Source organism: Nonomuraea sp. NPDC049750, from assembly GCF_040659625.1.
Taxonomy (GTDB): Bacteria; Actinomycetota; Actinomycetes; order Streptosporangiales; family Streptosporangiaceae; genus Nonomuraea.
On the sequence record NZ_JBFANB010000014.1, the window covers coordinates 154,421 to 177,347 of the forward strand.

The 22,927-nt window shown below is 70.0% G+C and carries 19 protein-coding genes; 10 read left to right on the plus strand and 9 right to left on the minus strand.

From position 1 onward, the window contains the following. Positions 1-6 precede the first annotated feature (6 nt). A complete protein-coding gene (locus tag AB0J16_RS32100) occupies positions 7-633 on the minus strand; it encodes a helix-turn-helix domain-containing protein (protein ID WP_358546080.1) in 627 nt (208 codons plus the stop codon). 177 nt (positions 634-810) lie between these two features. After that, positions 811-4,068: a BTAD domain-containing putative transcriptional regulator gene (locus tag AB0J16_RS32105; RefSeq protein WP_358546403.1), complete on the minus strand. Its 3,258-nt coding sequence runs from the start codon at positions 4,066-4,068 to the stop codon at positions 811-813. A gap of 176 nt (positions 4,069-4,244) precedes the next feature. Between AB0J16_RS32105 and AB0J16_RS32110 the strand changes: the two genes are divergently transcribed. Beyond that, complete coding sequence (locus AB0J16_RS32110) at positions 4,245-5,558, plus strand: hemolysin family protein (protein WP_358546083.1); 1,314 nt, start codon at positions 4,245-4,247, stop codon at positions 5,556-5,558. Continuing rightward, positions 5,555-6,574 carry a hemolysin family protein gene (locus tag AB0J16_RS32115; protein WP_358546085.1) on the plus strand — a complete coding sequence of 340 codons (1,020 nt, stop codon included), beginning with the start codon at positions 5,555-5,557 and terminating at the stop codon, positions 6,572-6,574. Before AB0J16_RS32110 ends, AB0J16_RS32115 begins: the two co-directional genes overlap by 4 nt. A gap of 6 nt (positions 6,575-6,580) precedes the next feature. Here the strand turns inward: AB0J16_RS32115 and AB0J16_RS32120 are convergent, their stop codons facing one another. The 6 genes from AB0J16_RS32120 to AB0J16_RS32145 form a co-directional block, all read right to left on the minus strand. Then, positions 6,581-7,018, minus strand: a complete 438-nt coding sequence (locus tag AB0J16_RS32120) for a hypothetical protein (protein ID WP_358546088.1) — start codon at positions 7,016-7,018, stop codon at positions 6,581-6,583. A gap of 110 nt (positions 7,019-7,128) precedes the next feature. Beyond that, entirely contained in the window at positions 7,129-8,394 is a 1,266-nt protein-coding gene (locus tag AB0J16_RS32125) for an amidohydrolase family protein (RefSeq protein ID WP_358546090.1), read from the minus strand. Further along, positions 8,391-9,200 (minus strand): ABC transporter ATP-binding protein, encoded by an 810-nt coding sequence (locus tag AB0J16_RS32130; protein ID WP_358546092.1) that lies wholly within the window; start codon positions 9,198-9,200, stop codon positions 8,391-8,393. The genes AB0J16_RS32125 and AB0J16_RS32130 overlap by 4 nt, the downstream gene beginning before the upstream one ends. Next, positions 9,193-10,899 (minus strand): dipeptide/oligopeptide/nickel ABC transporter permease/ATP-binding protein, encoded by a 1,707-nt coding sequence (locus AB0J16_RS32135; protein ID WP_358546095.1) that lies wholly within the window; start codon positions 10,897-10,899, stop codon positions 9,193-9,195. The genes AB0J16_RS32130 and AB0J16_RS32135 overlap by 8 nt, the downstream gene beginning before the upstream one ends. Beyond that, a complete protein-coding gene (locus AB0J16_RS32140) occupies positions 10,886-11,941 on the minus strand; it encodes an ABC transporter permease (RefSeq protein ID WP_358546097.1) in 1,056 nt (351 codons plus the stop codon). Before AB0J16_RS32140 ends, AB0J16_RS32135 begins: the two co-directional genes overlap by 14 nt. A gap of 26 nt (positions 11,942-11,967) precedes the next feature. After that, complete coding sequence (locus AB0J16_RS32145) at positions 11,968-13,509, minus strand: ABC transporter substrate-binding protein (RefSeq protein WP_358546099.1); 1,542 nt, start codon at positions 13,507-13,509, stop codon at positions 11,968-11,970. Positions 13,510-13,761: 252 nt separating this feature from the next. Here AB0J16_RS32145 and AB0J16_RS32150 point away from each other — a divergent pair, with 252 nt between their 5' ends. From AB0J16_RS32150 to AB0J16_RS32160, 3 genes are all read left to right on the plus strand, one after another. After that, positions 13,762-14,772: an Lrp/AsnC family transcriptional regulator gene (locus tag AB0J16_RS32150; RefSeq protein WP_358546102.1), complete on the plus strand. Its 1,011-nt coding sequence runs from the start codon at positions 13,762-13,764 to the stop codon at positions 14,770-14,772. Between the two features lie 144 nt (positions 14,773-14,916). After that, entirely contained in the window at positions 14,917-16,170 is a 1,254-nt protein-coding gene (locus tag AB0J16_RS32155) for an amidohydrolase (RefSeq protein WP_358546104.1), read from the plus strand. Between the two features lie 285 nt (positions 16,171-16,455). Then, complete coding sequence (locus AB0J16_RS32160; protein WP_358546107.1) at positions 16,456-17,277, plus strand: SAM-dependent methyltransferase; 822 nt, start codon at positions 16,456-16,458, stop codon at positions 17,275-17,277. Positions 17,278-17,279: 2 nt separating this feature from the next. Here AB0J16_RS32160 and AB0J16_RS32165 read toward each other — a convergent pair whose 3' ends face one another. Continuing rightward, positions 17,280-18,209, minus strand: coding sequence for a helix-turn-helix transcriptional regulator (locus tag AB0J16_RS32165; protein WP_358546109.1), 930 nt, complete (start codon positions 18,207-18,209; stop codon positions 17,280-17,282). A gap of 228 nt (positions 18,210-18,437) precedes the next feature. Here AB0J16_RS32165 and AB0J16_RS32170 point away from each other — a divergent pair, with 228 nt between their 5' ends. The 5 genes from AB0J16_RS32170 to AB0J16_RS32190 all read left to right on the plus strand — a co-directional run bounded on the left by AB0J16_RS32170 (position 18,438) and on the right by AB0J16_RS32190 (position 22,916). After that, positions 18,438-19,094 (plus strand): NAD-dependent epimerase/dehydratase family protein, encoded by a 657-nt coding sequence (locus AB0J16_RS32170; protein WP_358546111.1) that lies wholly within the window; start codon positions 18,438-18,440, stop codon positions 19,092-19,094. A 76-nt stretch (positions 19,095-19,170) separates the two neighbouring features. After that, complete coding sequence (locus AB0J16_RS32175; protein ID WP_358546406.1) at positions 19,171-20,244, plus strand: LLM class flavin-dependent oxidoreductase; 1,074 nt, start codon at positions 19,171-19,173, stop codon at positions 20,242-20,244. A gap of 25 nt (positions 20,245-20,269) precedes the next feature. Continuing rightward, positions 20,270-20,968: an FMN reductase gene (locus AB0J16_RS32180; RefSeq protein ID WP_358546113.1), complete on the plus strand. Its 699-nt coding sequence runs from the start codon at positions 20,270-20,272 to the stop codon at positions 20,966-20,968. A 91-nt stretch (positions 20,969-21,059) separates the two neighbouring features. Then, on the plus strand, positions 21,060-21,845 hold the full coding sequence (locus AB0J16_RS32185) for a chitosanase (protein WP_358546116.1): 786 nt from the start codon (positions 21,060-21,062) through the stop codon (positions 21,843-21,845). 36 nt (positions 21,846-21,881) lie between these two features. Then, positions 21,882-22,916: an SDR family NAD(P)-dependent oxidoreductase gene (locus AB0J16_RS32190; protein WP_358546118.1), complete on the plus strand. Its 1,035-nt coding sequence runs from the start codon at positions 21,882-21,884 to the stop codon at positions 22,914-22,916. The last annotated feature ends 11 nt before the right edge of the window (positions 22,917-22,927 follow it).

The following is a 22,927-nucleotide window of genomic DNA, read 5'->3' on the forward strand; positions in this document are numbered from 1 at the left end:
CGGCACTCATGCCAGGAGTTCGCGAGCCAGGGCTTCGCTCCACCACTGCTGGACCCGATCGGGCGACCAGCCACGTTCGGTGGTCAGCGTGGTGTAGACGTCGATGGTGCACAGGGCCGCGTAGATGTCGACGGCCGATCGTACGTCCAGCCCGTCCCGCAGCACACCGACCGGCCAGGAGGAGAACACCTGGACCCGGGTCTCGTCGCCCCGTCGGCGGGCGTCGCGGTAGGCCGCCGCCAGCTCGGGCTCGGTGCGACCGGCCTCGCGCACCAGCGTGATGACGTCGCCCGCGCGCTCGAACAGCCGCCGGTCGTAGGCGGCCATCGCCGCCAGTTGCCGCCGGGGGTCCGTCGCCGCGGCTTCCAGCTCGGCGAGCTCCCGGGCGACGTCGGCCGACAGGTCGGCGGCGTCCGCGAGGGCCTGGGTCAGCCCCGCCTTGTTCCCGTACACCGCGTAGACCGTCGGCACGGAGACTCCCGCCTCGCGCGCCACGTCGCGGACGGTCGTCGCCGCCCACCCTTGGGAGACGAAGAGCCGGCGGGCGGCCCCGGCGATGTCGGCCCGCGTCTCCCGCGCCTGCGTCGCCCGGCGCAACGAGTCGTAGCGGCGCGGCCCCGGCTCTGCACTCATGATTTCCCCGACTTTCCGCTGTTTATAATGAATATATGACAACGACTCGCGAAGGACAGCACCGCGAGCTCGGTGACGGCCCGTCGTGGCAGAGGTCCCCAGGAGGGAGACGGTCTGTCACGCCTGCGGGGACGCCCCCTCCGGAGGGAGAGGAGGCGAACGGTCGTGGACATCGCGCTAGTGGCCGCGTACGGCCTGGATCGCGGCGTCACGTGTGAGTGCGGCACCGCGGTCGTAGGCCGTGGTGAAGGCCGCCTCGCCGAGTAGGGCGCGGGCGCGTTCGGTGGGTCGCAGCAGGTTGTCGAAGCCGCTCAGGTCCGTCGTTCCCCGCAGTGCGGTGGCCAGGCCGAGCAGGTGGGCGGCGCGCGTGGGGTCGGCCTCGGCCAGGGCGAGCGCGGCGCGCAGGTGTGCCGCGCCGGCCAGGGTCGGCATGTCCACCGCGTCGGCGGCCAGCTCGATCGCGGTGTCGAGGAGCGGCCGGGCGCCGTCGGCGTCGCCGTCGAGCAGGGCGGCCATGGCCCGGTAACAGCCGGCCGACGCCCGAACCGGAGAGTGGAGGGCCATGGCCTCCACCGCATCGAGCTCGCGCCGGGCAGCTGCCCGATCGCCGCTTCTGAGCAGGATCTCGGCCCGCGCCAGCCGGATGTATTCGAGGCCTTCCTGCTTGCGCAGCTGCTCCGCGAAGTCCCAGGCCGCGAGCATGTCGCTCTGTGCCCGGTCGAGCTCGCCCAGCCGCGCGCGGGTGATCGCGAGGCCGGCCAGGATGGCCGCCTGATCTTCGAGGATGCTGAGCTCGCCGGCCAGGCGGAGCGCCTTCACCCGCGCGTCGATCGAGGCGCTCAGGTCGCCCTGGCGGGCGTGGTGCTCGGCGAGTACGCGTAACGCCGAGGACAAGGCCCAGCGTTCGCCGAGGGCCTCCAGTTCTCGGCGGGCCTCGTCCAGGAGGGTAAAGGCGTGAGCGACCTCGCCCTCGTACTCCGCCACGATCGACTGCGTCATCAGCGCCGTCGCGCGCTCCCAGCCGGTGAGCCCCGGCAGCAGCCGATCGGCCGAACGGGCGGCGCCCGCGGGATCGCCCAGCCAGATGGGCGCGAAGAGCAGCAGAACCCACCCCGACACCCCGCCGCCCAGCCGGTCACGCAGCTCCAGGCCGGTGGACATCGCCCGCTGGGCCGCCTCGACCGCACCGAGCCCGTGGTGGGCGAACGCCTCCAGCACCAGCCGCACCGGGCGCTGGGCCTCGGGCACCTCGCCGGGCAGGTCGAGGACGCCGCGCGCCCAGTGCATGCCTTCGAGGGACCTGCCCTCCAGGTACCAGAACCACCAAACGGCCGCGAGGAGCCGTACGCCCAGCTCCGCGTCCCCGGCCTCGGCCGCGAGCCTCATCGCGGCCAGGAGGTTGTCGTCCTCGGCCCGCAGCCGCGCCAGCCAGTGGAGCTGGTCCGCCTTGCGCAGCTCGGGGTCGGCGGTCTCGGCGAGCCGGAGGAAGTGGCGGGCGTGCCGGTCACGGACGGCCCGGTCCTGCCCGGCCTCGGTCAGTCTCGCCATCCCGTACGACCGGACGGTCTCCTGCATGCGGTAGCGCTCACCGGACGGCTCGACCAGGGACTTGTCCACCAGGGCAGTGAGGACGTCCAGCACGTCGGCGGTGTCCAGCCCACTGGCCCCTTCGATCGTGCCGTCGGCGGCATGCGGTCCGCTGACACCTTGGGGCGTGTCGGCGACATGTCCGCTCACCGCTTCGAGCGCGTCCAGCGTGGCGCCGCCGGGGAAGGCGGCCAGGAGCATCGCGAGTTCGCGTTCGCGGCCGGACAGCAGGTCCCAGCTCCAGTCCACGACCGCCTGCAGGGTCTGATGCCGGGGCAGTGCCGTACGGCTGCCGCTGCTGAGCAGGCGGAACCGGTCGTCGAGCTTGGCGGCGATCTGCTCGACGCTCAACGCGCGCATCCGCGCGGCGGCCAGCTCGATGGCCAGCGGCATCCCGTCGAGCCGTCCGCAGATCTCGACGACCGTGCCCGTGTTCTCCTCGTTCAGTACGAAGCCGGGGCGGACCAAGGCCGCGCGCTCGACGAAGAGCCGCACGGCCGGATAGGTCTGCGGATCCCGCACCGCGGCCGCCGGCCACTCCAAGGGCGGAATGGGATAGAGGCTCTCCCCCGCGATGGCCATCGACTCCCGGCTCGTCGCCAGGACGCGCAGGTCGGGACAGGCGCCGAGCAGCCGGTCGGCCAGGTGCGCGACGGCCGACACGACGTGCTCGCAGTTGTCCAGGACGAGCAGCACCCGCCGGCCGTCCAGCTCCTCGGACAGCCGGTCCAGCGCCTCTGCCAGCCGGTCCATGACATCGCGAGCCGGGGCATCGTGAGCCGCGGCCTCGCGGTCCGGGGCGTCACGGTCCGGGGCGTCGCGAGCTGGGGTGCCGCGAGCCGGGGTGCCGTCGGCGGGCGCGGGCTCGAACCAGCCGGAGTCTCTGGCGCCGATCGCCGTGAGCACCGCGTGGGCGACGTCGAGCGGCTCGGTCACCGCCGCCAGCTCGACCAGCCAGACGCCGTCGGGGGCGAGCTCGGCGGAGCGCTGGGCGACCTCGGTGGCCAGCCGGGTCTTGCCTGCGCCGCCCGGCCCGACGACGGTGACCAGGCGGGCGGCTTCCAGCGCCTTGGTCAGCTGCGCCAGCTCCTCCTCCCGGCCGACGAAGCTGGTCACCTGAGCGCGCAGATTGCTACGCCGGGTCCGACGGCGAGGCTGATGCCGAGGGTCGTGCCGGAGGAGGCTCAGGTGGACCTCGGCCAGCTCCGCCGACGGGTCGACGCCCAGCTCGTCGGCCAGGGTGCGCCGGGTCCGCTCGTAGGCGTCCAGCGCGTCCGCCTGCCGTCCGGCCGCGTACAGCGCCCGCATCAGCAGGCCCTGCAGGCGCTCGCGCAAAGGGTGGGCGGCGGCCAGTGGGCGCAGCTCGGTGAGGACGTCAGTGCCTTCGGCCAGTTCGAGCTCCAGTCGTTGTTCGGCGGCCGACAGGCGCAGCTCGGCCAGGCGTACTCCCTCGTGCGCGGCGAACGGCAGGTCGGCGAACTCCGCGAACGCGGGCCCGCGCCACAGTCTTTCGGCCGCTCGCAGCGCCGCGAGGTCGCCGGTGCTCACCAGCCTCTCGAAGCGTGTGACGTCGACCTCGACGGGCTCGATCGCCAGCCGGTAGCCGGGCGGCTGCGACTCGATGGTCGCGGCGCCGACCAACCGGCGGGTGCGGGAGACCAGGGCCTGCAGGGCGTTGGCGCTGCCCGCCGGCGGCTCATCGGCCCAGATGGCCGCGATGAGAACCTCCACCGGCACGACCCGGCCCGCCTCCAGCGCGAGCCTGGCCAGCAGCGCGCGCAACTTCGTGCCCGGGATCTCGATCGGACGGCCGTCGTCGGCCCGCGTCTCGAATGGACCCAGCAGCATCACACGCACGCCCCAAGCTTCCCACTCGCCGGGCGACGCCCGTCCACGACGCCAGCGGATGCCGGTCTTCGAGCCCAGCGGGTGCCGGTCGTCGCGCCGCGTTGACGTCAACCAGGTACCGGTCGTCGCGCCGCGTTGGCTTCCACCAGTCCTTCACCGGTGCTAGCTTTCGCCCCGTGATCCTGAATGTGGTCTTTCTGCTCGGGGCGCTGGCCTTGATCGTGGCCAACGGGATCTTCGTCGCGGCGGAGTTCTCCCTGGTGACGGTCGAGCGCGTACGGGTCCACCAGCTGGCCGAGTCCGGAGACCGGGGCGCGCAGGGGATCGAGGCCGCGGTGCGGCGGCTGTCGTTCCACCTGTCCGGGGCGCAGCTGGGCATCACCGTCACGTCGCTGCTGCTGGGCGTCGTGTCCGAGCCCGCCATCGCCGGCCTGCTGGAGCCGCTTCTGGGCGGCGTCCCCGCCGCTCCTGGCGTCGCCGTCGCCCTGGCGATCGTCATCTCCACGGTGGCGCAGATGGTCCTGGGCGAGCTGGTGCCCAAGAACGCCGCCCTGTCGAGGCCGATGGCCGTGGCCAGGATGGCGACGCCGCCGCAGCGGGTGTTCTCCGCCGCGTTCGGGCCGCTGATCAAGCTGTGCAACGCGGTGGCCAACGGCATCGTCCGATGGCTGGGGGCCGAGCCGCAGGAGGAGCTCGCCTCGGCCCGCTCCCCCGAGGAGCTGAGCCTGCTCGTACGCCTGTCGGCGGAGGCGGGGGCGCTCCAGCCGAGCACGGCCGCCATGCTCCAGCGGGCCCTGCGCTTCGGTGGCAAGATCGCGGCGGAGGCCATGACCCCCCGTACGGACTGCGTGACCATAGCCGGATCCACCAGCGTCGCCGAGTTCCTCAGGCTGGCCCGCCGCACCCGGCATCTGCGCATCCCCGTATGCGGTACGGAACTGGACGACATCCTCGGCGTGGCGAGCGTGCCGCGCGCGTGCGCGGTGCCGGAGCAGGAGCGGGAGCGGACGCCGGTGTCCGCGATCGTCCGGCCGGCGGTTCAGGTGCCCGAGTCGGTGAGCCTGGAGGTGGTCCAGGAACGGCTCAGCTCCACGGGCGTCGAGATGGCCGTGGTGATCGACGAGTACGGCGGCTTCGCGGGCGTCGTCACCGCGGAGGACCTGGTGGAGGAGCTGATCGGCGACATCGCCGACGAGTACGACCTGCCGGAGGAGGAGTCGGCGGAGCCCGAGGCCGCGCTGCTCGCGCCGGGCGCCTCGGTGAGCGTGCCGGCCGTGCTGACGGCGGACGAGGCCGAGGAACGTACGGGCTTCCGCATGCCCGAGGGGCCCTACGAGACGCTCGCGGGGCTGGTGCTGGCCCGGCTCGGCCGCATCCCCGATCCGGGTGACGAGGTGGAGGTGGGCGGGTGGACGCTCCGGGTGGAGGCCATGCGTAGCCGGCGGATCGAGCAGGTCACCCTCACCGCGCCGAGGCGGGAGCATCCGTGACCATCGGCGACGGCTTGGCCCTGGTGCTGCTCCTGGCGGTCAACGGGTTCTTCGTGGGCGCCGAGTTCGCCCTCATCTCGGCGCGCCACACCCAGCTCGAGCCGCAGGCGCGGGCGGGTTCGCGCCGGGCGCAGGCGGTGCTCGCCGCCATGAACACGGTGCCCAAGATGCTCGCCGCGGCCCAGCTGGGCGTGACGCTGGCCTCGCTGATGCTCGGCGCGTTCGGCGAACCGGTGGTGTCGCGGGCGGTGGAGCCGCTGTTCGCGGCCGTGGGGCTGCCCGAGAAGATGGTGCATCCGGTCGCCTTCACGCTGGCGCTGCTCCTGGTGGTGTCCGCGCACGTGATCATCGGGGAGATGGTGCCGAAGAACCTGGCACTGTCCGGCCCGGACACGGCGGCGCTGTGGCTGGTGCCCCCGTTGTTCGTTCTCGCCCGGGCGATCGGCCCGGTGCTCACGTTGATCCAGGCCATGGCGGGCGCGGCGCTGCGGTTGCTGCGGATCCCGCCAGCCGACGAGATCCACACCGTCTACACCTCGGCGGAGCTGCCGGTGCTGATCGAGGAGTCCCGCCGGCACAAACTGCTGCGGCAGGACGAGCGGGACCGGATGATCGCCACGCTCGCGCTGCAGGCCCGGCCGGTCCACACGGTCATGGTGCCCATCGGCGAGGTGGTGAGCGTCCCCGCGACGATCGACAGCCTCGGGCTGCAGGAATACTCGGGCCGCCACGGGCATTCCCGCTTCCCCGTGCACGGTGACAGCCCCGCCGAGCTGCGCGGCTACCTGCACGTCCTGGACGCGCTCAACGGGCACGGAACCCGTCAGCCGCTGCCGATCCGCGCCCTGCCGCTGATCGCCGGCACGGCGACGCTCGCGGACGTCCTGGCGACCATGCGTCAGCGCCGCGCCCAGCTCGCCGCCGTGACCGGCGACAAGGGGCAGGTGCTCGGCGTGGTCACCCTGGACGACGTGCTCAGCGGGATAGTTCGCCAGCCTTCCAGAGGCCCTTCATGACGATATTCACGGCATCTTGTACTCCGCGGCCTTGCCGCAGTAGCTGACCCCGATCGGCGAGCTGCTGAACCGGCACACCTGTACGACCACGCGATCGATGGCGGCGACCCCCGCCGGATCCGAGAGCCAGAAGGAGAGCGGGACCTGGGCGTCGTCCGCCTTGTAGGTCTCCGAGTCGACGAGGGTGGTGCCGTTGTAGGCGTTGAAGACGGCGCGGGAGTACATGCCGTCCCGAGAGCAGGGCGAGAGGGCGGCGTCATCGGACAGATACCCGTCGACCTTGACGGTCGGCCAGTCCAGCGTCCCTTCGGTGATCCCGCGAAGGCATGAGTCGCCGGAGTCGGCGTGGAACCTCACCGCCGCCTGGGCCGACGCCACGGGCTGGACCGTCAGCGGAGCGGCGGCGACCAGGGCGACCAGCGCCAGGTGAACAGGTAAACGCATGCGATTTGACCCTTCCCTGTCATGGTGATCCGAGCCCTCATCGTGAACGACAGATCCGGGCCGCGCCACCCCCTCACGGCGGTGCGTGCCATGGCCGAGCAGGCTCCCGCTCAGCGGGACAGCCCGTCGGCCTTCCCGAGCTTGTTCATGACGTCGTCCTTCATGACGACGCCCGCCTGCATCACGATCTCGATGTGCGCGGGATCGGCCAGCGCGTGGATGTCGCGCAGCGGATCGGCGTCGGTGACCACGAGGTCGGCGAGCTTGCCCGTCTCCAGCGTGCCCACCTCGTCGGAGATGCCGAGCGCCTCGGCCCCGGTCCGGGTACCGGCGACGAGGGCGTCCATCGGGGACATGCCGAGCTCGACGAGATGACCGAGCTCGCGCAGGTTCCGCGCGTGCGGGCAGACCCCGGCGTCCGTGCCCAGGGCGATCTTGGCCTTGCGCGCGATCGCGTGACCGATGTTCTTCTTGGTGATCTCGGACCACTTCACCTTCTTGGCGTAGTGGTAGGGCTGCATCTTCTCCTTGTCGATCGCGAACACGGTCGACAGGGTCGGGACGAGGAAGGCGCCGCGCTCCTCCAGGAGATCGAGTCCTTCGTCGTCGATGCCGTACCCGTGCTCGACGCTGGTCACCCCGCCCCGCAGGGCGGTCAGGATCCCCACGCGCCCCTGCGCGTGCGCGGCGATCGGCTTGCCGCCGTGCCGGTCGAGCTCGTCGACGATCGCCCGTACCTCGTCCAGGCGCAGGCCCTCGTCGTCGGGATGGTCGTGCCTGCTGCCCATGCCACCGCTGGTGCAGATCTTGACGAGGTCGGCCCCCTGGCGGAGCACCCGGCGCGTCGCCCGGCGGACCTCCTCGACGGTGTCGGCCAGCTCGATCAGCTCGGGCACGGTGTAGGCGACCTCTCCGCCGGGCACGTGGAAGTCCCCGTGGCCCGCGGTGTGACTGATCGGGCTCACCGCCAGCTTCAGCCGGGGTCCGGCGATCAGCCCGCGCTCGATCGCCTCGCGAAAGCCTGCGGACAGCCCGCCGAGATCGCGCGCGCTGGTGATGCCCGCCTCGAGCGTCTCCCGGATCCGCGCGGCGGACTCCAGGTGGATCAGCGCCGGATCGTTCTGGAGGCGGTGGTAGGGCCCGTTCGCCAGGGCGAACCCCAGATGCACGTGACAGTCGATGAATCCGGGCAGCAGCGTCCGGCCCCGTAGATCGCGTACGTCCGCGTCGCGGCCGTCCGGGGCCTCGGCCGCCCTGCCGACGAACCCGATGACGCCGTCCGAGGTCACCTCCAGCACGCCGTCCTCGATGGGCGGCCCTCCCCTGCCGTCGATGATCCTGACGTTGGTGAGCCGAAGATCGCGCTGCAGCCTCAAGAGGCGTCCTTCCGTGGCCTGGGCCGGATGTCGAAGCCTGGCGCGCCCGGCACCGAGTCGAGCAGGGCGCGGGTGTACTCGTGCCGCGGGCGCTGATAGAGATCCGCCGCCGGGGCCTGTTCGACGATGTCGCCGTGGTAGAGCACCACGACCTCGTCGCTCACGTGCCGGATGACGGCGAGGTTGTGCGAGATGAACACCATGGTCAGATCGAGTTCGCGGCGCAGGCTCGCCAGGAGGTTGAGGATCTCCGCCTGGACCGAGACGTCGAGCGCCGAGGTGATCTCGTCGGCGATCACCACCTCGGGCCGGATCATCAGGCCGCGGGCGATGGCGACCCGTTGCCGCTGCCCTCCGGAGCACTCGTGGGGATAGCGGTCGATGGTGTCGGCCGGCATCCTGACGGTCTCCAGCCAGTGGACGATCTCCTCCTGGTGAGTCTTCACCTTCGCCCGGCGCGGGTCCACGGCCTCGGCGAGCGCCTCGCCGATCGTGCGGCGGGGATCGAGTGAGGAGTAGGGGTCCTGCGGGATCATCTGGACCTTGCGCCGCATCGCCCGGCGGTCCGCGCCGCGTGCGGAGGACACGTGCACGCCGCCGACCTTGACGCTGCCCGCCGTCGGACGGACGAGCCCGACCAGCGCCTTGGCCAGCGTCGACTTGCCCGATCCTGACTCTCCGACGATGCCGACCGTACGGCCCCGGGCGACGTCCATCGAGATGCCGTGCAGGATGCGCGTCGCGTTGCCGCCCCAGCCGTAGCCCACCTCGAGGTCGCGCACCTCGACGGCGATCGCCTCATCCATGCGAGTGCTCCTTCGCGTGCTCCGGGTCGCCGGGCCGGCCGCCCACGGGGCCGTCGATGTCGGGTGCGGCTTCCAGGAGTTTCTTCGTGTACGGGTGGCGGACGGTCTCCACGGCGAGGTCGGCCGCGGCGATCTCCTCCACGATCTCCCCGTGGTACATCACGAGGACGCGGTCGCACAGCGCGCGTACCACCCCGATGTCGTGCGAGATGAACGCGATCGAGGCGCCGAACTCGCTGTTGACCCGCTTGAGCTCGCGCAGGATCTCGGCTTGGACGGTCACGTCCAGGGCCGTCGTCGGCTCGTCGGCGATGATCAGGCGCGGCTCGACGGCCAGCGCGGTCGCGATCATCGCGCGCTGCCGCATGCCACCCGAGAGCTCGTGCGGGTGCTGCTTCATGCGGTGTTCCGGCCTGGTCATCTGGACCACCTTGAGCGCGTCGAGCACGCGCTGCCTGGCCGCCTGCGCGCCGAGCCCCTTGTGGGTACGCAGCACCTCGGTGAGCTGACCGCCCATGCGGAGCGCGGGATTGAACGTCGAGCCCGGATCCTGGTAGATCAGGCTGACCGCCTCCGCCATGCGCGCCGGCGCGACGGGCCGGCGCAGGTCCAGATCGCCGATGGCCATACGGCCGGCCGTCGAGGTCAGGCCGTCCGGCAGCAACTGCGCGAGCGACATCGCGGTGAGGGTCTTGCCCGAGCCGCTCTCGCCCACGATGCCGACGATCTCACCGCGCCTGATGCCGAAGGAGATGCCCTTGACCAGCGGTTGGTCGCCCGAGTGGATCCACAGGTCGCGGATGTCGGCGAGGTGGTCGCTCTCCGGCGCCGCCTCGTCCGGGGTGGTGGAGGGTGCCGCGCTCCGGCTCGCCGTCGTGCGCCCCCGCGGGTTCGCCGCAGCGGCGAGTCCGTCGCCGATCAGGACCGCGCCCAGCCCGGTCAGGATGACCAGGGCCGCCGAGCCCGCCATCTGGAAGGGCCGGCCCGCCAGGAGCGACGGCAGGGCCTCGTTCAGCAGCTTGCCCCAGTCGTAGGAGGGCGACTGGACGCCGAGGCCCACGAACGACAGCGCGGAGATGGCCGTGAGCGTGGCCGCGAACGTCGAGGCCGACAGCACGAGCAGCGGCTCGGCCATGTTGGGCAGCATGTGCCTGATCGCGATCCGGCCGTGGCTGACGCCCAGGAGGCGGGCGGTCGAGACGTACTCCTGCTGGGAGACCTTCGCGGCGAGATTCGCGGTCAGGCGCGCGAAATAGGGAATGCCGGACAGGCCGATGGCGATCACCGCGGAGGAGCCGCCCGCGCCGAGCACGGCCGCCACGACGAGCGCGAGCAAGAGCCCGGGGAAGGCCACCATCGCGTCGATCACCCGCAGACAGATCTCCCTGACCCGGGGCGGTACGAGCCAGACCCCCGTACCCAGGACGACACCGAGGACGACCGCTATGGCCGTCGCGCCGACCGTCATCAGCAGGGTGAGGCGGGTGGCGACCAGGCTGCGCAGCAGCACGTCATGGCCGGCCGCGTCGGTGCCGAGCGGGTGATCGGACGAAGGAGCGGCGAACCGCGGGCCCAGCGCGTTCGCCTGGCCGGCGAACAGGATCGGGGCCAGTACGGCGATCAGCACGACGCAGCCCAGCACGCCCAGGCCGAGCACGAGACCGGGGTTCCAGCGGCGCGAGCGGCTACGTGGAGACATGTGACCCCCCGAGGGTCCGTGGGTCGATCAGTCCGAGCAGGACGTCTACGAGGAGGTTGATGATCGCGGTGATCATGCCGATGACGAGGACCATGCCTTGGATGACCGGATAGTCGCGGTCGAGGATGGCCTTGATGATGCCGCTGCCGAGGCCCGGCAGCGCGAACACCGATTCGATGATGATCGCGCCACCGACCATGCCCGTCAGGATCAGCCCGCTCAGGGTGAGCGTGGTGGTGAGCAGGTTCGGCAGCGCCCAGCGGACGTGACGCCGCAGGGCGGGCAGCCGCCAGCCCCGGGCCGTCCGCATGTAGTCGGTCTCCAGCACGACCGCCATCTCGCGACGGACGACACGGGAGATGGTGCAGATCGGGCCGATCGCGATGGCCACGACCGGGAGCACGAACGACGCGGCCCCGAAGCGGGGTGTGTAGGCCGGCGGGAACAGCGGCACCAGCCCGATGCCGAGCGCGAACGTCACGACCAGGAACGACGCCATGATGTAGCCGGGAATCGAATCCAGGAAACCGGTGACCATGCCGAAGGCCACGTCCAGCCACTTGCGCCGGCCGCCACGCGTGAGCACCCCGACGACCATGCCCAGCGGGACCGAGATCACCAGGACCACGAGGATGCCGGTCACCGCGATGGTCGCGGTGAAGGGCAGGCGGTTCACGATGAGCGACGACACCGGCTGCCGGTACATGAAGGACGTACCGAGGTCCCCGGAGAGGACGCCGCCCACGTGGTCGAGGAATCGCTCCCAGATCGGGCGATCGAGTCCCAGCTCTCCCCTGATGCGCTGGATGTCGGCGAGGTCGGCGTTGGCGCCGGCGATGCCGACCGCCGGATCACCGGGGATGAGCTGGACGATCAGGAACGACACGACCAGCAGCGCGACGAAGATCACCACCAGGCTGGCGAGCCGCCGCACGGCGAACCGGAGCCAGGCGGAGGAGATCCGCGCCGGACGCTGCCGCGCTCCGGTCAGGGGGTCCGGTGGGGGGACTCCCAGAGCACGCGTGGAATCGAGAGAGGCCATGACTGACGCGCCTTCCGGCTGTTTGCTTATTTGACGATGCGGAGCGTGGCGGGGTCGAGGTAGTCGTCGAAGGTCCGGATGTCGAACCCGGCGGCGGCGACCGTGGTGGCGGGCAGGGTCGCCAGCGGGATCGCGTCGACCCGCTCCAGGAACGACTTCTGCGCGGACTGCAGGGCCGAGCACTGCGCGTTACGGTCGATCTCGCTCATCGCCTTGGTGACGAAGCCGTACCCCTCCTTGTTGGGCTCGCCCGTCTTGTTGCGGCCGCCGTCCTCGGTGGCCGGGCCCATCACCCGCAGCAGGGAGGAGGTGAGGACGCCCAGCTGGTTGTTGTCGCCCTGGACGTTGATGTCCCAGTCCTTGCCGCCGGCCGTGGTCAGCGTGGCCCAGTTGGCGTTGTCGAGGGAGTCGACGGTCACGGTGGCGCCGGCGTTGCGCAGCGCCTCGGCGATGTAGTCGTTGCCGCTCTGCAGCAGGGTGGTGCCGACGATGCGGAAGCGGACCCCGGTCAGCTTCTTGCCGGCGGCGGCGGCATCCTGGGCGACCAGCAGCGACTTGTCGGTGTTGACGCAGGCCAGCTTGGCCGACCCGACCGACAGGATCGTGCTGCCGCGCTTGCCGCTGATGATGTCGCTGAAGGCCTGGGCGTCGATGGCCTGGGCCACCGCGGTGCGCAGTTCCGGCTTGTCCGCGAACACCGTCCCCGGACGCTCGTTGAACAGCAGGTACGTCGTGGTGTTCGAGGCGACCGACGAGGTGAACCCCTTGTTGCCGTCGAAGCGGGCCACGTTCTCGTCGCTGACCGTCCCGACGTCCAGGCTGCCGGCCAGCAACTGGGTGGCGATCGTCGCGTAGTCGGTGATCGGCGTGAGGATCACCTGCTTGGCGGCCTCGCCCGTCAGCGGCTTGGCGAACTTCGGCCAGGCCGCGTAGCCCTCGCGCAGCGACAGCTGGTAGGACACCGCCGGCTGCGAGGCCGTCAGGGAGTAGGGGCCGGAGAACGCGCCGGCGACCTTGCCCGCCGCGAGCCCCTTGGTGTCCTTCAGGCCCGCCGGGCACACGATCCCGGCCTGCGGCAGGGTGAGCCCGGTGAGGAAGTCGGACCACGGAGCCGACAACTCGGCTTTCACCGTGCCCGCCTTGTCATCGGGGGTGAACGTCGCGGTGGCCCCGCCCAGGGCCAGCGTACGGCCCGAGGAGCTCGTCTCCTTGGCCGCGAACCGCGTCAGTGAGGCCGCCACCACGGTCGGCGTGATCGGCGAACCGTCCGAGCAGTTGAGCCCGCTGCGGATGGTGAGCGTGTAGTGCGCGGCGTCCTCGGCGGTCCACGAGGACGCGATCCCGCCCGCGAGGGTGTTGCCCGCGTCTTTGCGTACCACTGTGTCGAACAGCAGGCGCGCCACGGTGAAGTCGTCGCCGCCCTTGGCGAGCGCCGGGTCGAAGGTCGCCGGATCGGTGTTCAGCGACATGTTGATGGTGTCGGTGGTTCCCCCACCGGCACCACAGCCGACCGCGCCCAGCGCGACCGCGGCCGTCACCGACAGCGCAAGAATCGATTTGCGATACACCAATCCTCCAGGTCCAACCGCGAAAGGAATGGCGTGAGCTTAGGTTCTGCGTGCTACGTGGCGGGTTTTCGCGACCCATTTTGCACGGAATTGAGGGATAAGGCGGGTCGGGTGCACGATCCTTCCGGAAAGGCCGCCTACCGCAGGTTTCCCGCGTGTTACCGGCACACGATGCTTACTTGATCTTGTGGTGACATCTGCGGAGGTGCCCGATCGTGGGGGGGGACCTGGCCTTTCCTGCATGATGGACGGATGGTGGACGGGCTGGACTTTCAGATCATCAACGCGCTCCAGATCCACCCTCGGGTCACTTGGGCGCAACTGGGGAGGATTCTTAGGGTTGATCCTTCGACGATTTCTCGTCGCTGGTCGGCGCTCACCCACGAGCGGCAGGTGTGGACGAGTTGCTTCGAGGCCGACGGGCAGCGGTCCCATGGGCGAGAGATCTCGGCTCTGGTCGAGATCCGGTGCGCCCCCGGCCGACGCGTCGACGTGATCGCCGAACTCGGCCGACAGGGACCCATTTTCAGCGTGCACTGCACCTCGGGTCCCCGCGATCTCTACATCATGGTCTCGACGCACACCCTGCTGTCCATGGACCGTTACATCGATGAGCACATCGCCGTGATCCCCGGCATCGTCGGCACCCAGACGCACTATCTGCGGCGGATCTTCCTCGAAGGATCGGGCTGGCGGCTCAACGCGCTGTCCGACCAGCAGGTCGAGGCGTTGCGCCTGCTCCGGCCGTCCGAACCACCCGAACACCGCAAGCCCATCCACCGCGACGTGATCACCGCGCTCAGCACGGACGTACGCCGGACGGCCGCCGACATGCAGCGAGAGCTGGGCCGTTCGATCTCGGTGATCTCCCGGGACATCGACACGCTGCTCGCCGCGGACTGGGTCAGATGGCGCGTCGACTTCGCGCACACCCTCATGGGCTGGTCGGCCGCGGCGGTGCTGTGGCTCGACGTCCAGCATTCCGAGCTGGAGCGCCTCGTCTCCATGCTCCGGTCGCTGGAGAATGTACGGATGTGCGCGTCGGTGACCGGCGCCACCAATCTGGCGGTCTTCCTCTGGTTGCGCGATCTCCAGGAGCTGGACGAGATCGAGGGCAAGCTGGCCTCGCTGTTCCCGAAGGCGCCGATCAAGGACCGATGGATCGTGCCAAGGATCGCCAAGCGCACCGGCTACATCCTCGACCTCGACAGCCGGCGCCTGCGTTACGTGCCGGTCGGCGGTCAGCCGGTATTCGAGGACTAGCTCGACGCGACTTCGTGCGGACCATGCTCGGAAATTTGGTGTTTCGTGCAGAATCGCGCGCGATCGACCCCGCTCCGCGGTGCCTTCCCTAGCCTGAGCGAGGCGGCCGCCCGGCCGTCGATCATCGTGGCGAGAAGGAGTCTTGTGGACTTCGAGCAGCTCAGGGCGCTTCGGCGAGAAGTGCACCGCAATCCGGAACCCGCGTTCGTGGAGATCGGGACAGCGGCCCGGATCAAACAGGCCATCGACGGCCTGCCGGTGCGCGTCCTGACCGGGAAGGACGCCCACGACCTCTCCCCCGTCGTGAACTACCCGTCACCGCAAACGCTCGACGAGTGGGAGGCTCGCGCGGTCGCGTCCGGCGTTCCCGCCGAAAGCGCCAGATACTTCCGGGAGAACGGCACCGCGATGGTCGTCGATCTGGCCGGCGACCGGCCGGGCCCCCGATGGGGCCTGCGGATCGACATCGACGCGCTGCCGATGCGCGAATCAGACGATCCCGCTCACTTCCCGGTCGCGAACGGCTTCGCCGCGACGAACGGCGCGATGCACGCGTGCGGCCATGACGCGAACGTGGCCATGGGCGTGGGCCTGCTGCACCGTCTCGCCGACCGCGACTTCGCCGGCTCCCTGCGGATCCTGTTCCAGCCCGCGGAAGAGGGCGTACGGGGCGCGCAGACGATGATCGACGCCGGGGCCGCAGACCCGATCGACACCATGCTCGCCGTGCACATGGCGGGCGAACTGGCCCTGGGCTCGGTCGTGGGCAGCTTCACCGGCGGCATGGCCACCCGCAAGCTGAAGGTCGACTTCACCGGCAGGGCCTCCCACGCCGCCGGTTCGCCGGAGACGGGCCGCAACGCGCTGCTCGCCGCCGCCATGGCCGCACTGGGGATCATGGCGATCCCGCGCTTCAGCTCCGCGGACACCCGGCTCAACGTCGGCACGCTCGTCGCCGGCGAGGGAGTGAACATCGTGCCGTCCGCGGCGGTGCTGACCTGCGAGGCGCGCGCCACCGATGACGAGGTCGTCGACGAGTTGGTGGACCGGATCCGGGCCGTCGTGGAAGGAGCCGCCCGCACGCAGGGCGTCGAGGTGACGCTGGCCGTGATGGGCCAGTCCTCGACCGTGTCCCCTGACGACGAGGTGATCGACCGCATCGTCGAGGTGGCCGGTGCGCTGCCCGAGGTGGCGGAGGTGATCAGGACCCAGGCGTTCGCCGGGAGCGACGACGCGAACCTGCTGATCCGGCATGTGCAGCGGCGCGGGGGCAAGGGCGCGTACCTGATGATCGGCGGCGCCAGCCCCGGGCCGCACCACAGCGCGAACTTCGACGTGGTGGAGGAGGCGATCCCGATCGGCATCGACATCCTCGCCTCACTGATCCGCCAGAATTGAGCGTCGCTTCTCTGGAGTACGGGTTGTGCCGCCGGGCCCGCGGGCCCGGCGGCACCTGACTGAGTGCCCCGCGCGGCGTGTGACAGTTGCGCCAACCCCCGAGAATCAGTCAAGATCAGTTCATCTGCGCACGGTTCTGGGCAGAAAGCGCCAACCAGACATCTGTCTTAAGCGGCAACTTTTATCTGGAAGGTTAGGAGATCCCGCTTTAAGGCGTGACAGCGCGACGAGACGCCAGGACACTCAGCTTAGATATATATAAGCGACAAAAGAGGAGACGATGTCGTGGCGGATGAATCCTTCGACAACGATCCCGCACTCCCCTCCAAGATCGACGCCGACAAGCCGCATCAGGCCCGGGTGTGGAACTATTGGCTGGGCGGAAAGGACAACTACCCGGTAGATCGCGAGCACGCAGAGCAACTCCGGCAGATCTATCCGGGAATGGAGGATATCGCCCGCCACGCCCGCGCGTTCCTGGGCCGCGCCGTCCGCTATCTGGCAGAGGACGCCGGCATCCGGCAATTCCTGGACATCGGCACCGGGCTGCCGACGGTCGACAACACCCATGAGGTCGCCCAGCGGGTGGACCCGTCCTGCCGCATCGTCTATGTCGACAACGATCCCCTGGTGCTGGTGCACGCCCAGGCGCTGCTGGCCAGCGACCCTCGGGGCGCCTGCGACTACATCGAGGCCGATGTGCGCGAGCCGGCCGCCATCCTGGAGTTCGCCGCCAAGACGCTGGACTTCAGCCGGCCGACCGCGCTCATGCTCCTCGGCGTGATGGGCACGATCTTCGACGACGACCAGGCGCACGCGCTGACCCGGCAACTGCTGGACGCCCTGCCGTCGGGCAGCTACCTGGTGTTCGAAGACGGTACGAACACCGTCAAGCCCGACGCGGCCGCGGAGGCCGGACGGCTCCACGACGAGGAGCAGTCATACTCCTACCGCCTGCGCACCCCGGACGAGATCGCCCGGTTCTTCGACAGCCTGGAGCTGGTGGATCCGGGCGTCGTCTCCGTCTCCCGGTGGCGGGTGGAGTCCTCGGTGTTCGGCGTGCCCGACGAGGTGGACGCGTTCTGCGCCGTGGCCCGCAAGCCGTAGCCCTACGAGGCGCCGTCGATCTCCTCGTCGATCTCCTCGATGATCTTGTTGATGATCCTCGGGGTCGCGGCCGACGGCTGCGCGTGGATGCCCAGCTCGTCCATCAGGTGCTGGTACGGGTGCACGTCGGATGCCCTGGTGAGATATTGCGCGCTGGCGATCTGCTCGAGGTAGACCACGTCGTCGAGCTCGGCCTGGGCGAAGCGCAGCATGGTGATCGGACCGACCCCGCCGATGTGACCGCAGTAGCTGAACGGAAGCACCTGGATGGTGACGTGCGGCAGCTTCGCCATCTCCTTGAGGTGCTCGAGTTGCCCGCGCATCGTGGCGCCGTCTCCGACCCGCCGGCGCAGGGCCGCCTCGTCCAGCACCACCCAGAGCTTGGGCGCCATGGGCCGCGACAGGATCCGCCGGCGGCGCGTCCGGAGCGCGAGCCGGCGCTCGATCGCCTCGGGCGGGCAGCCCGGGTGTCCGCAGGTGATCACCGCGCGGGCGTAGTCCTCGGTCTGGAGCAGGCCGGGGACGTATTGGACCTCGTACGTACGGATCATCGCCGCGTCCTGCTCCAGCCCGAGGTAGTCCTCGAACCAGTCGGGCACCACATCGCGGTATTCGTGCCACCAGCCGGGCGCGTTGGCCTGCTTGGTCAGCGAGAGCACGGCCTCGCGCTCGGCCTCCTCGACCACGCCGTAGAGGGTGAGCAGGTCGGCCACGTCGCGCAGCTTGAAACTGGTCCGCCCGCATTCCAGGCGGCTGATTTTGGAATGCGAACCCCGGATGGCGTATCCCGCGGCTTCACGCGTGATCTCCCGCGACTCGCGCAGCCGGCGTAGTTGCCTCCCCACCAATATCCGCAGCGCTGTCGGCCCGGACTGACGAGTCTCCCAACCTGGAATTTCGGTCAGGTCGTCAATATTCCGAGCATTCGGCATATACGCTCCTAGATCGGAAACTGTGGCAGTCTGACGCATCGACAATCCTGCCACGCTAGCCAGCTCCGCCGCCACGAGCCAGGTTAATAGCGGAAATACCAGGTCACGGGATGGGCACAGCGCCTGGCTACCTTCTGGCCACCGTTTGACCGCGGCCGGACCGGCCCCTGACCACTGCCGGTCTGGCTCCGGCCGGCCGATAGCATTCGGGCTGGGAACGGAATTCGCATGAAAGTCATCATCTTCGGCGCCACCGGCATGGTCGGGCAGGGCGTACTCCGGGAGTGCCTGGCCGACGACCGGGTGACGGCCGTGCTCACGGTCGGCCGCACCCCCACCGGGCATGCCCATGACAAGCTGCGCGAGCTCGCGCATCCGGATCTGCTCGACCTCACGCCGATCGAGGCCGAGTTGTCCGGCTACGACGCGTGCTTCTTCTGCCTCGGTGTCTCCTCGGCGGGCATGAGCGAGAAGGACTACCGGCGCGTCACGTACGGCTTCACGCTGGCGGCCGGCGAGACGCTGGCCAGGCTCAACCCCGGCTCGGCGTTCGTCTACGTGTCCGGGGTGGGCACCGACGCGCACGGGCGGGCGATGTGGGCCCGGGTCAAGGGCCAGACAGAGAACGCGCTGCTGGCCCTGCCGTTCAAGGCGTACGTGTTCCGGCCCGGCTACATCCAGCCCATGCACGGCGTCACCTCGCGGACGACCTGGTATCGGCTGGCGTACGTGGTGACGGCGCCCTTCTACCCGATACTGCGGCTGCTCTTCCCCACGGCGGTGACCACGACCGAGCGGATCGGCCGGGCCATGATCACCGTCGCGGCCCAGGGTGCGCCGAAGCGGATCCTCGGGCCGCTGGAGATCAACGCCCTCCAAGGCTGACCCGCGCGGAATAACCTCGGACCGTCCGCTGCTTGGGTGGTCGTTGAACTTTCAATAGTAAGAGGAGATGAACGATATGCAGTTCGGGATCTTCAGCGTGGGCGACGTGACCACGGACCCCACCACCGGCAGGACGCCGACGGAGCATGAGCGCATCAAGGCGATGGTGGCCATCGCGGTCAAGGCCGAGGAGGTGGGGCTGGACGTGTTCGCGACCGGCGAGCATCACAACCCGCCGTTCGTGCCGTCCTCCCCCACCACCATGCTGGGCTACATCGCGGCCAAGACCGAGCGGCTCACGCTGTCCACGGCCACGACGCTGATCACGACCAACGACCCGGTCAAGATCGCCGAGGACTTCGCGATGCTGCAGCACCTGTCCGACGGCCGGGTCGACCTGATGCTGGGCCGGGGCAACACCGGGCCCGTCTACCCGTGGTTCGGGCAGGACATCCGGCAGGGCATCCCGCTGGCCGTCGAGAACTACGCGCTGCTCCACCGGCTCTGGCGCGAGGACGTCGTCGACTGGGAGGGCCGTTTCCGCACGCCGCTGCAGGGTTTCACGGCCACGCCCCGGCCGCTGAACGGGGTGCCGCCCTTCGTGTGGCACGGCTCGATCCGCAGCCCGGAGATCGCCGAGCAGGCCGCCTACTACGGTGACGGGTTCTTCGCCAACAACATCTTCTGGCCGAAGGAGCACTTCATCCGGCTGATCACCCTCTACCGCCAGCGGTACGCCCATTACGGGCACGGCACGCCGGAGCAGGCCATCGTGGGGCTCGGCGGGCAGGTGTTCATGCGGAAGAACTCGCAGGACGCGGTGCGCGAGTTCCGCCCGTACTTCGACAACGCCCCCGTGTACGGGCACGGCCCGTCGCTGGAGGAGTTCACCGAGGAGACGCCGCTCACGGTGGGCAGCCCGCAGCAGGTCATCGACCGGACGCTGACGTTCAGGGAGTCGTTCGGTGACTATCAGCGGCAGTTGTTCCTGATGGACCACGCGGGGCTGCCGCTGAAGACGGTCCTGGAGCAGCTCGACATCCTCGGGGAGGAGGTCGTGCCGGTGCTGCGCCGGGAGTTCGCGGCGAACCGGCCCGCCGACGTGCCCGACGGTCCCGTCCACACCACCCGCGACCGTCTGACCGCCTGACATGGAGAAGATCGGAGGAGTGTCCATGAAGCTCGTCGTCGTCACGGCGGGTCTGACCCAGCCGTCGTCCACCCGCCTGCTCGCCGACCGCCTGACGGAGGCGACCGTGCGGCGACTCGCCGAGCGGCCGACTGAGGTGACTGTGCGGGTGATCGAGTTGCGTGATCTCGCGGTCGACATCGCGAACAACTTCGTCACCGGCTTCCCCGGCGCCCGGCTGCGCGCGGCGATCGAGGCGGTGACGGAGGCCGACGGCCTGATCGCGGTCACGCCCGTCTTCAGCGCCTCCTACAGCGGCCTGTTCAAGTCGTTCTTCGACGTCGTGGAGCCCACCGCGCTGGCGGGCAAGCCGACGCTCATCGGGGCCACCGGTGGTACGCCACGGCACTCGCTGGTATTGGACCACGCGCTGCGGCCGCTGTTCGCGTACCTGAGGGCCATGGTGGCGCCGACCGGCGTCTACGCGGCGTCGGAGGACTGGGGCGGCGGCGGTGACGACTTCGCGGACGGCCTGGCGGAGCGGATCGACCGCGCCGCGACCGAACTGGCCGACCTGCTGAGCAGCCGTACGCCGGCACCCACTGGGACCGCGCTCGGCGACGCGCTCGGCGACACGGTCGGCGACACGGTCAGCAGCAGGCCGCGCCGAGGGCCGGGCCGCCAGCCGGAGCCGGAGCTGGATGTCGTGCCGTTCGAGCAGCAACTCGCCGCACTACGCCGATAAGGGGCCCAATTTCACAACAAAAGCCCCGAACGTTGACTCCTGTGAGTATGGTTCGTTAGGAAGCTTTCCTAACGAAGAGCAGGAGATCACGTTGCTCCGAACCACTCTCGTCACACTGGTCACCTTAGCCACCACTCTCGCGCTCACGGGCACCAGCCAGGCCGCGGTCGACCTCACCGATCCGCACAAGAAGGACATCGCCATGCAGCTGGTGTCCAGTGCCGAGAACTCCACGCTCGACTGGAAGTCCCAGTACGGCTACATCGAGGACATCGACGACGGCCGCGGCTACACGGCCGGGATCATCGGATTCTGCTCCGGCACCAGCGACATGCTGGCGCTCGTCGAGCTCTACACCAACCGCAAGCCGGGCAATGTCCTGGCCAAGTACCTCCCCGCCCTCCGCAAGGTCAACGGCAGCGACTCGCACGCGGGCCTCGACCCGAACTTCACCAAGGACTGGAAGACCGCCGCCAAGGACACCGCCTTCCAGACGGCGCAGAACGACGAGCGCGACCGCGTCTACTTCAACCCGTCGGTCAGCCAGGCCAAGACGGACGGACTGCGGGCGCTGGGCCAGTTCATCTACTACGACGCGATCGTCATGCACGGCCCCGGCACCGACAAGCTGAGCTTCGGCGGCATCAGGAAGACCGCGATGTCCAAGGCCAAGACCCCCGCGCAGGGCGGCAACGAGACGACGTACCTCAACGCGTTCCTGGACGCCCGAAAGGCCGCGATGAAGGCCGAGGAGGCGCACGAGGACACCACCCGCGTCGACACCGAGCAGCGGGTCTTCCTCAAGAACGGCAACCTCGACCTGAATCCGCCGCTGACCTGGAAGGTGTACGGCGACAGCTACACGATCAAGAGCTAATAGACGTACGGCCCGCGCCTCTGCCACGCTCTGATCATGACCCGTGCTGGGACGATCTTATTGACAGGGGCGACGGGCGGCATCGGCTCGGCCATCGCCACGACGCTGCTGGACGCGGGCTACCGGGTCCTGGCCCTGGTACGCGACCCGGCCCGCCTGAGCGAACTCGCCGCCTCAGGCGAACTCGCCACATCGGGCGGACTCGCCACATCGGGCGAACTCGCCACCGTGGACCGACCGGCCGGGCCCAATGCCATGGACGAGGTCACCGGACCTGACGGCACGGACCGGATCGCCGGGCCTGATGCCATGGATGGGATCGCAGGGCTGGGCGAGATCACCCCGGTCGCGGCGAATCTCCCGTGGCCGGAGATCATGACCCCGGCCGTACCGTCCGCCGCCGTCGCCGCTGCCGGGAGCGCCCCCGCAGCGGCCACCCCCACGGTCACACCCGCCGAGGTCACTCCCGCCGAGGTCAGGCCCACCACCATCACGCACCTCGATGTAACGCCCGCCGGTTTCACCCCCGGCAGTGTCATCGCCATCGTGGCGGACCTGGCCCGGCCGGAGACGCTGGCCGCCGCGCTGCCGCCCATCGGGGAGTTGGACGGGTTTGTACACTGCGCGGCCATCGCCGAGGTGACGACGACCGCGGACAGCACGGTGGAGCTGTGGCGCGACACGTTGAACGTCAACGTCGCCTCGGCCGCCGAACTGCTGCGCCTCCTCCTGCCCGCCCTGCGCAGGAGCCGCGGCCGGGTGGTCCTCATCAACGCCGCGCCCGGTCTGAGCCCCACCGGCTGGCCTGCCTACGCGGCCAGCAAGGCGGCACTGCGCGAGCTGGGCGACGCCGTACGGGACGAGGAACAGCCCCATGGCATCCGGGTCACCACGATCTACCCGGGGGCCACGGCCACCGAACTGCTGCGCAAGGTCCGGACCGACTTCGGCTCGTCGTACGACCCCGACCGGTGCCTACCCCCGGCCGCGGTCGCCTCCATGGTCCTGACGGCCCTCACCGCCCCACCGCGAGCCCACCTCGCAGAGCTCTCCGTCCTCCCGGCCCCCTGACTCTCTGGCCC

What these genes read in the sequence shown, in the direction of transcription:
- AB0J16_RS32150 (WP_358546102.1), top strand. Translation starts at nt 13,762, where the DNA reads ATGGTGGACGGGCTGGACTTTCAGATCATCAACGCGCTCCAGATCCAC.
- AB0J16_RS32120 (WP_358546088.1), bottom strand. Translation starts at nt 7,018, where the DNA reads ATGCGTTTACCTGTTCACCTGGCGCTGGTCGCCCTGGTCGCCGCCGCT.
- AB0J16_RS32190 (WP_358546118.1), top strand. Translation starts at nt 21,882, where the DNA reads ATGACCCGTGCTGGGACGATCTTATTGACAGGGGCGACGGGCGGCATC.
- AB0J16_RS32130 (WP_358546092.1), bottom strand. Translation starts at nt 9,200, where the DNA reads ATGGATGAGGCGATCGCCGTCGAGGTGCGCGACCTCGAGGTGGGCTAC.
- AB0J16_RS32180 (WP_358546113.1), top strand. Translation starts at nt 20,270, where the DNA reads ATGAAGCTCGTCGTCGTCACGGCGGGTCTGACCCAGCCGTCGTCCACC.
- AB0J16_RS32165 (WP_358546109.1), bottom strand. Translation starts at nt 18,209, where the DNA reads ATGCCGAATGCTCGGAATATTGACGACCTGACCGAAATTCCAGGTTGG.
- AB0J16_RS32105 (WP_358546403.1), bottom strand. Translation starts at nt 4,068, where the DNA reads ATGCTGCTGGGTCCATTCGAGACGCGGGCCGACGACGGCCGTCCGATC.
- AB0J16_RS32135 (WP_358546095.1), bottom strand. Translation starts at nt 10,899, where the DNA reads ATGTCTCCACGTAGCCGCTCGCGCCGCTGGAACCCCGGTCTCGTGCTC.
- AB0J16_RS32170 (WP_358546111.1), top strand. Translation starts at nt 18,438, where the DNA reads ATGAAAGTCATCATCTTCGGCGCCACCGGCATGGTCGGGCAGGGCGTA.
- AB0J16_RS32100 (WP_358546080.1), bottom strand. Translation starts at nt 633, where the DNA reads ATGAGTGCAGAGCCGGGGCCGCGCCGCTACGACTCGTTGCGCCGGGCG.
- AB0J16_RS32175 (WP_358546406.1), top strand. Translation starts at nt 19,171, where the DNA reads ATGCAGTTCGGGATCTTCAGCGTGGGCGACGTGACCACGGACCCCACC.
- AB0J16_RS32140 (WP_358546097.1), bottom strand. Translation starts at nt 11,941, where the DNA reads ATGGCCTCTCTCGATTCCACGCGTGCTCTGGGAGTCCCCCCACCGGAC.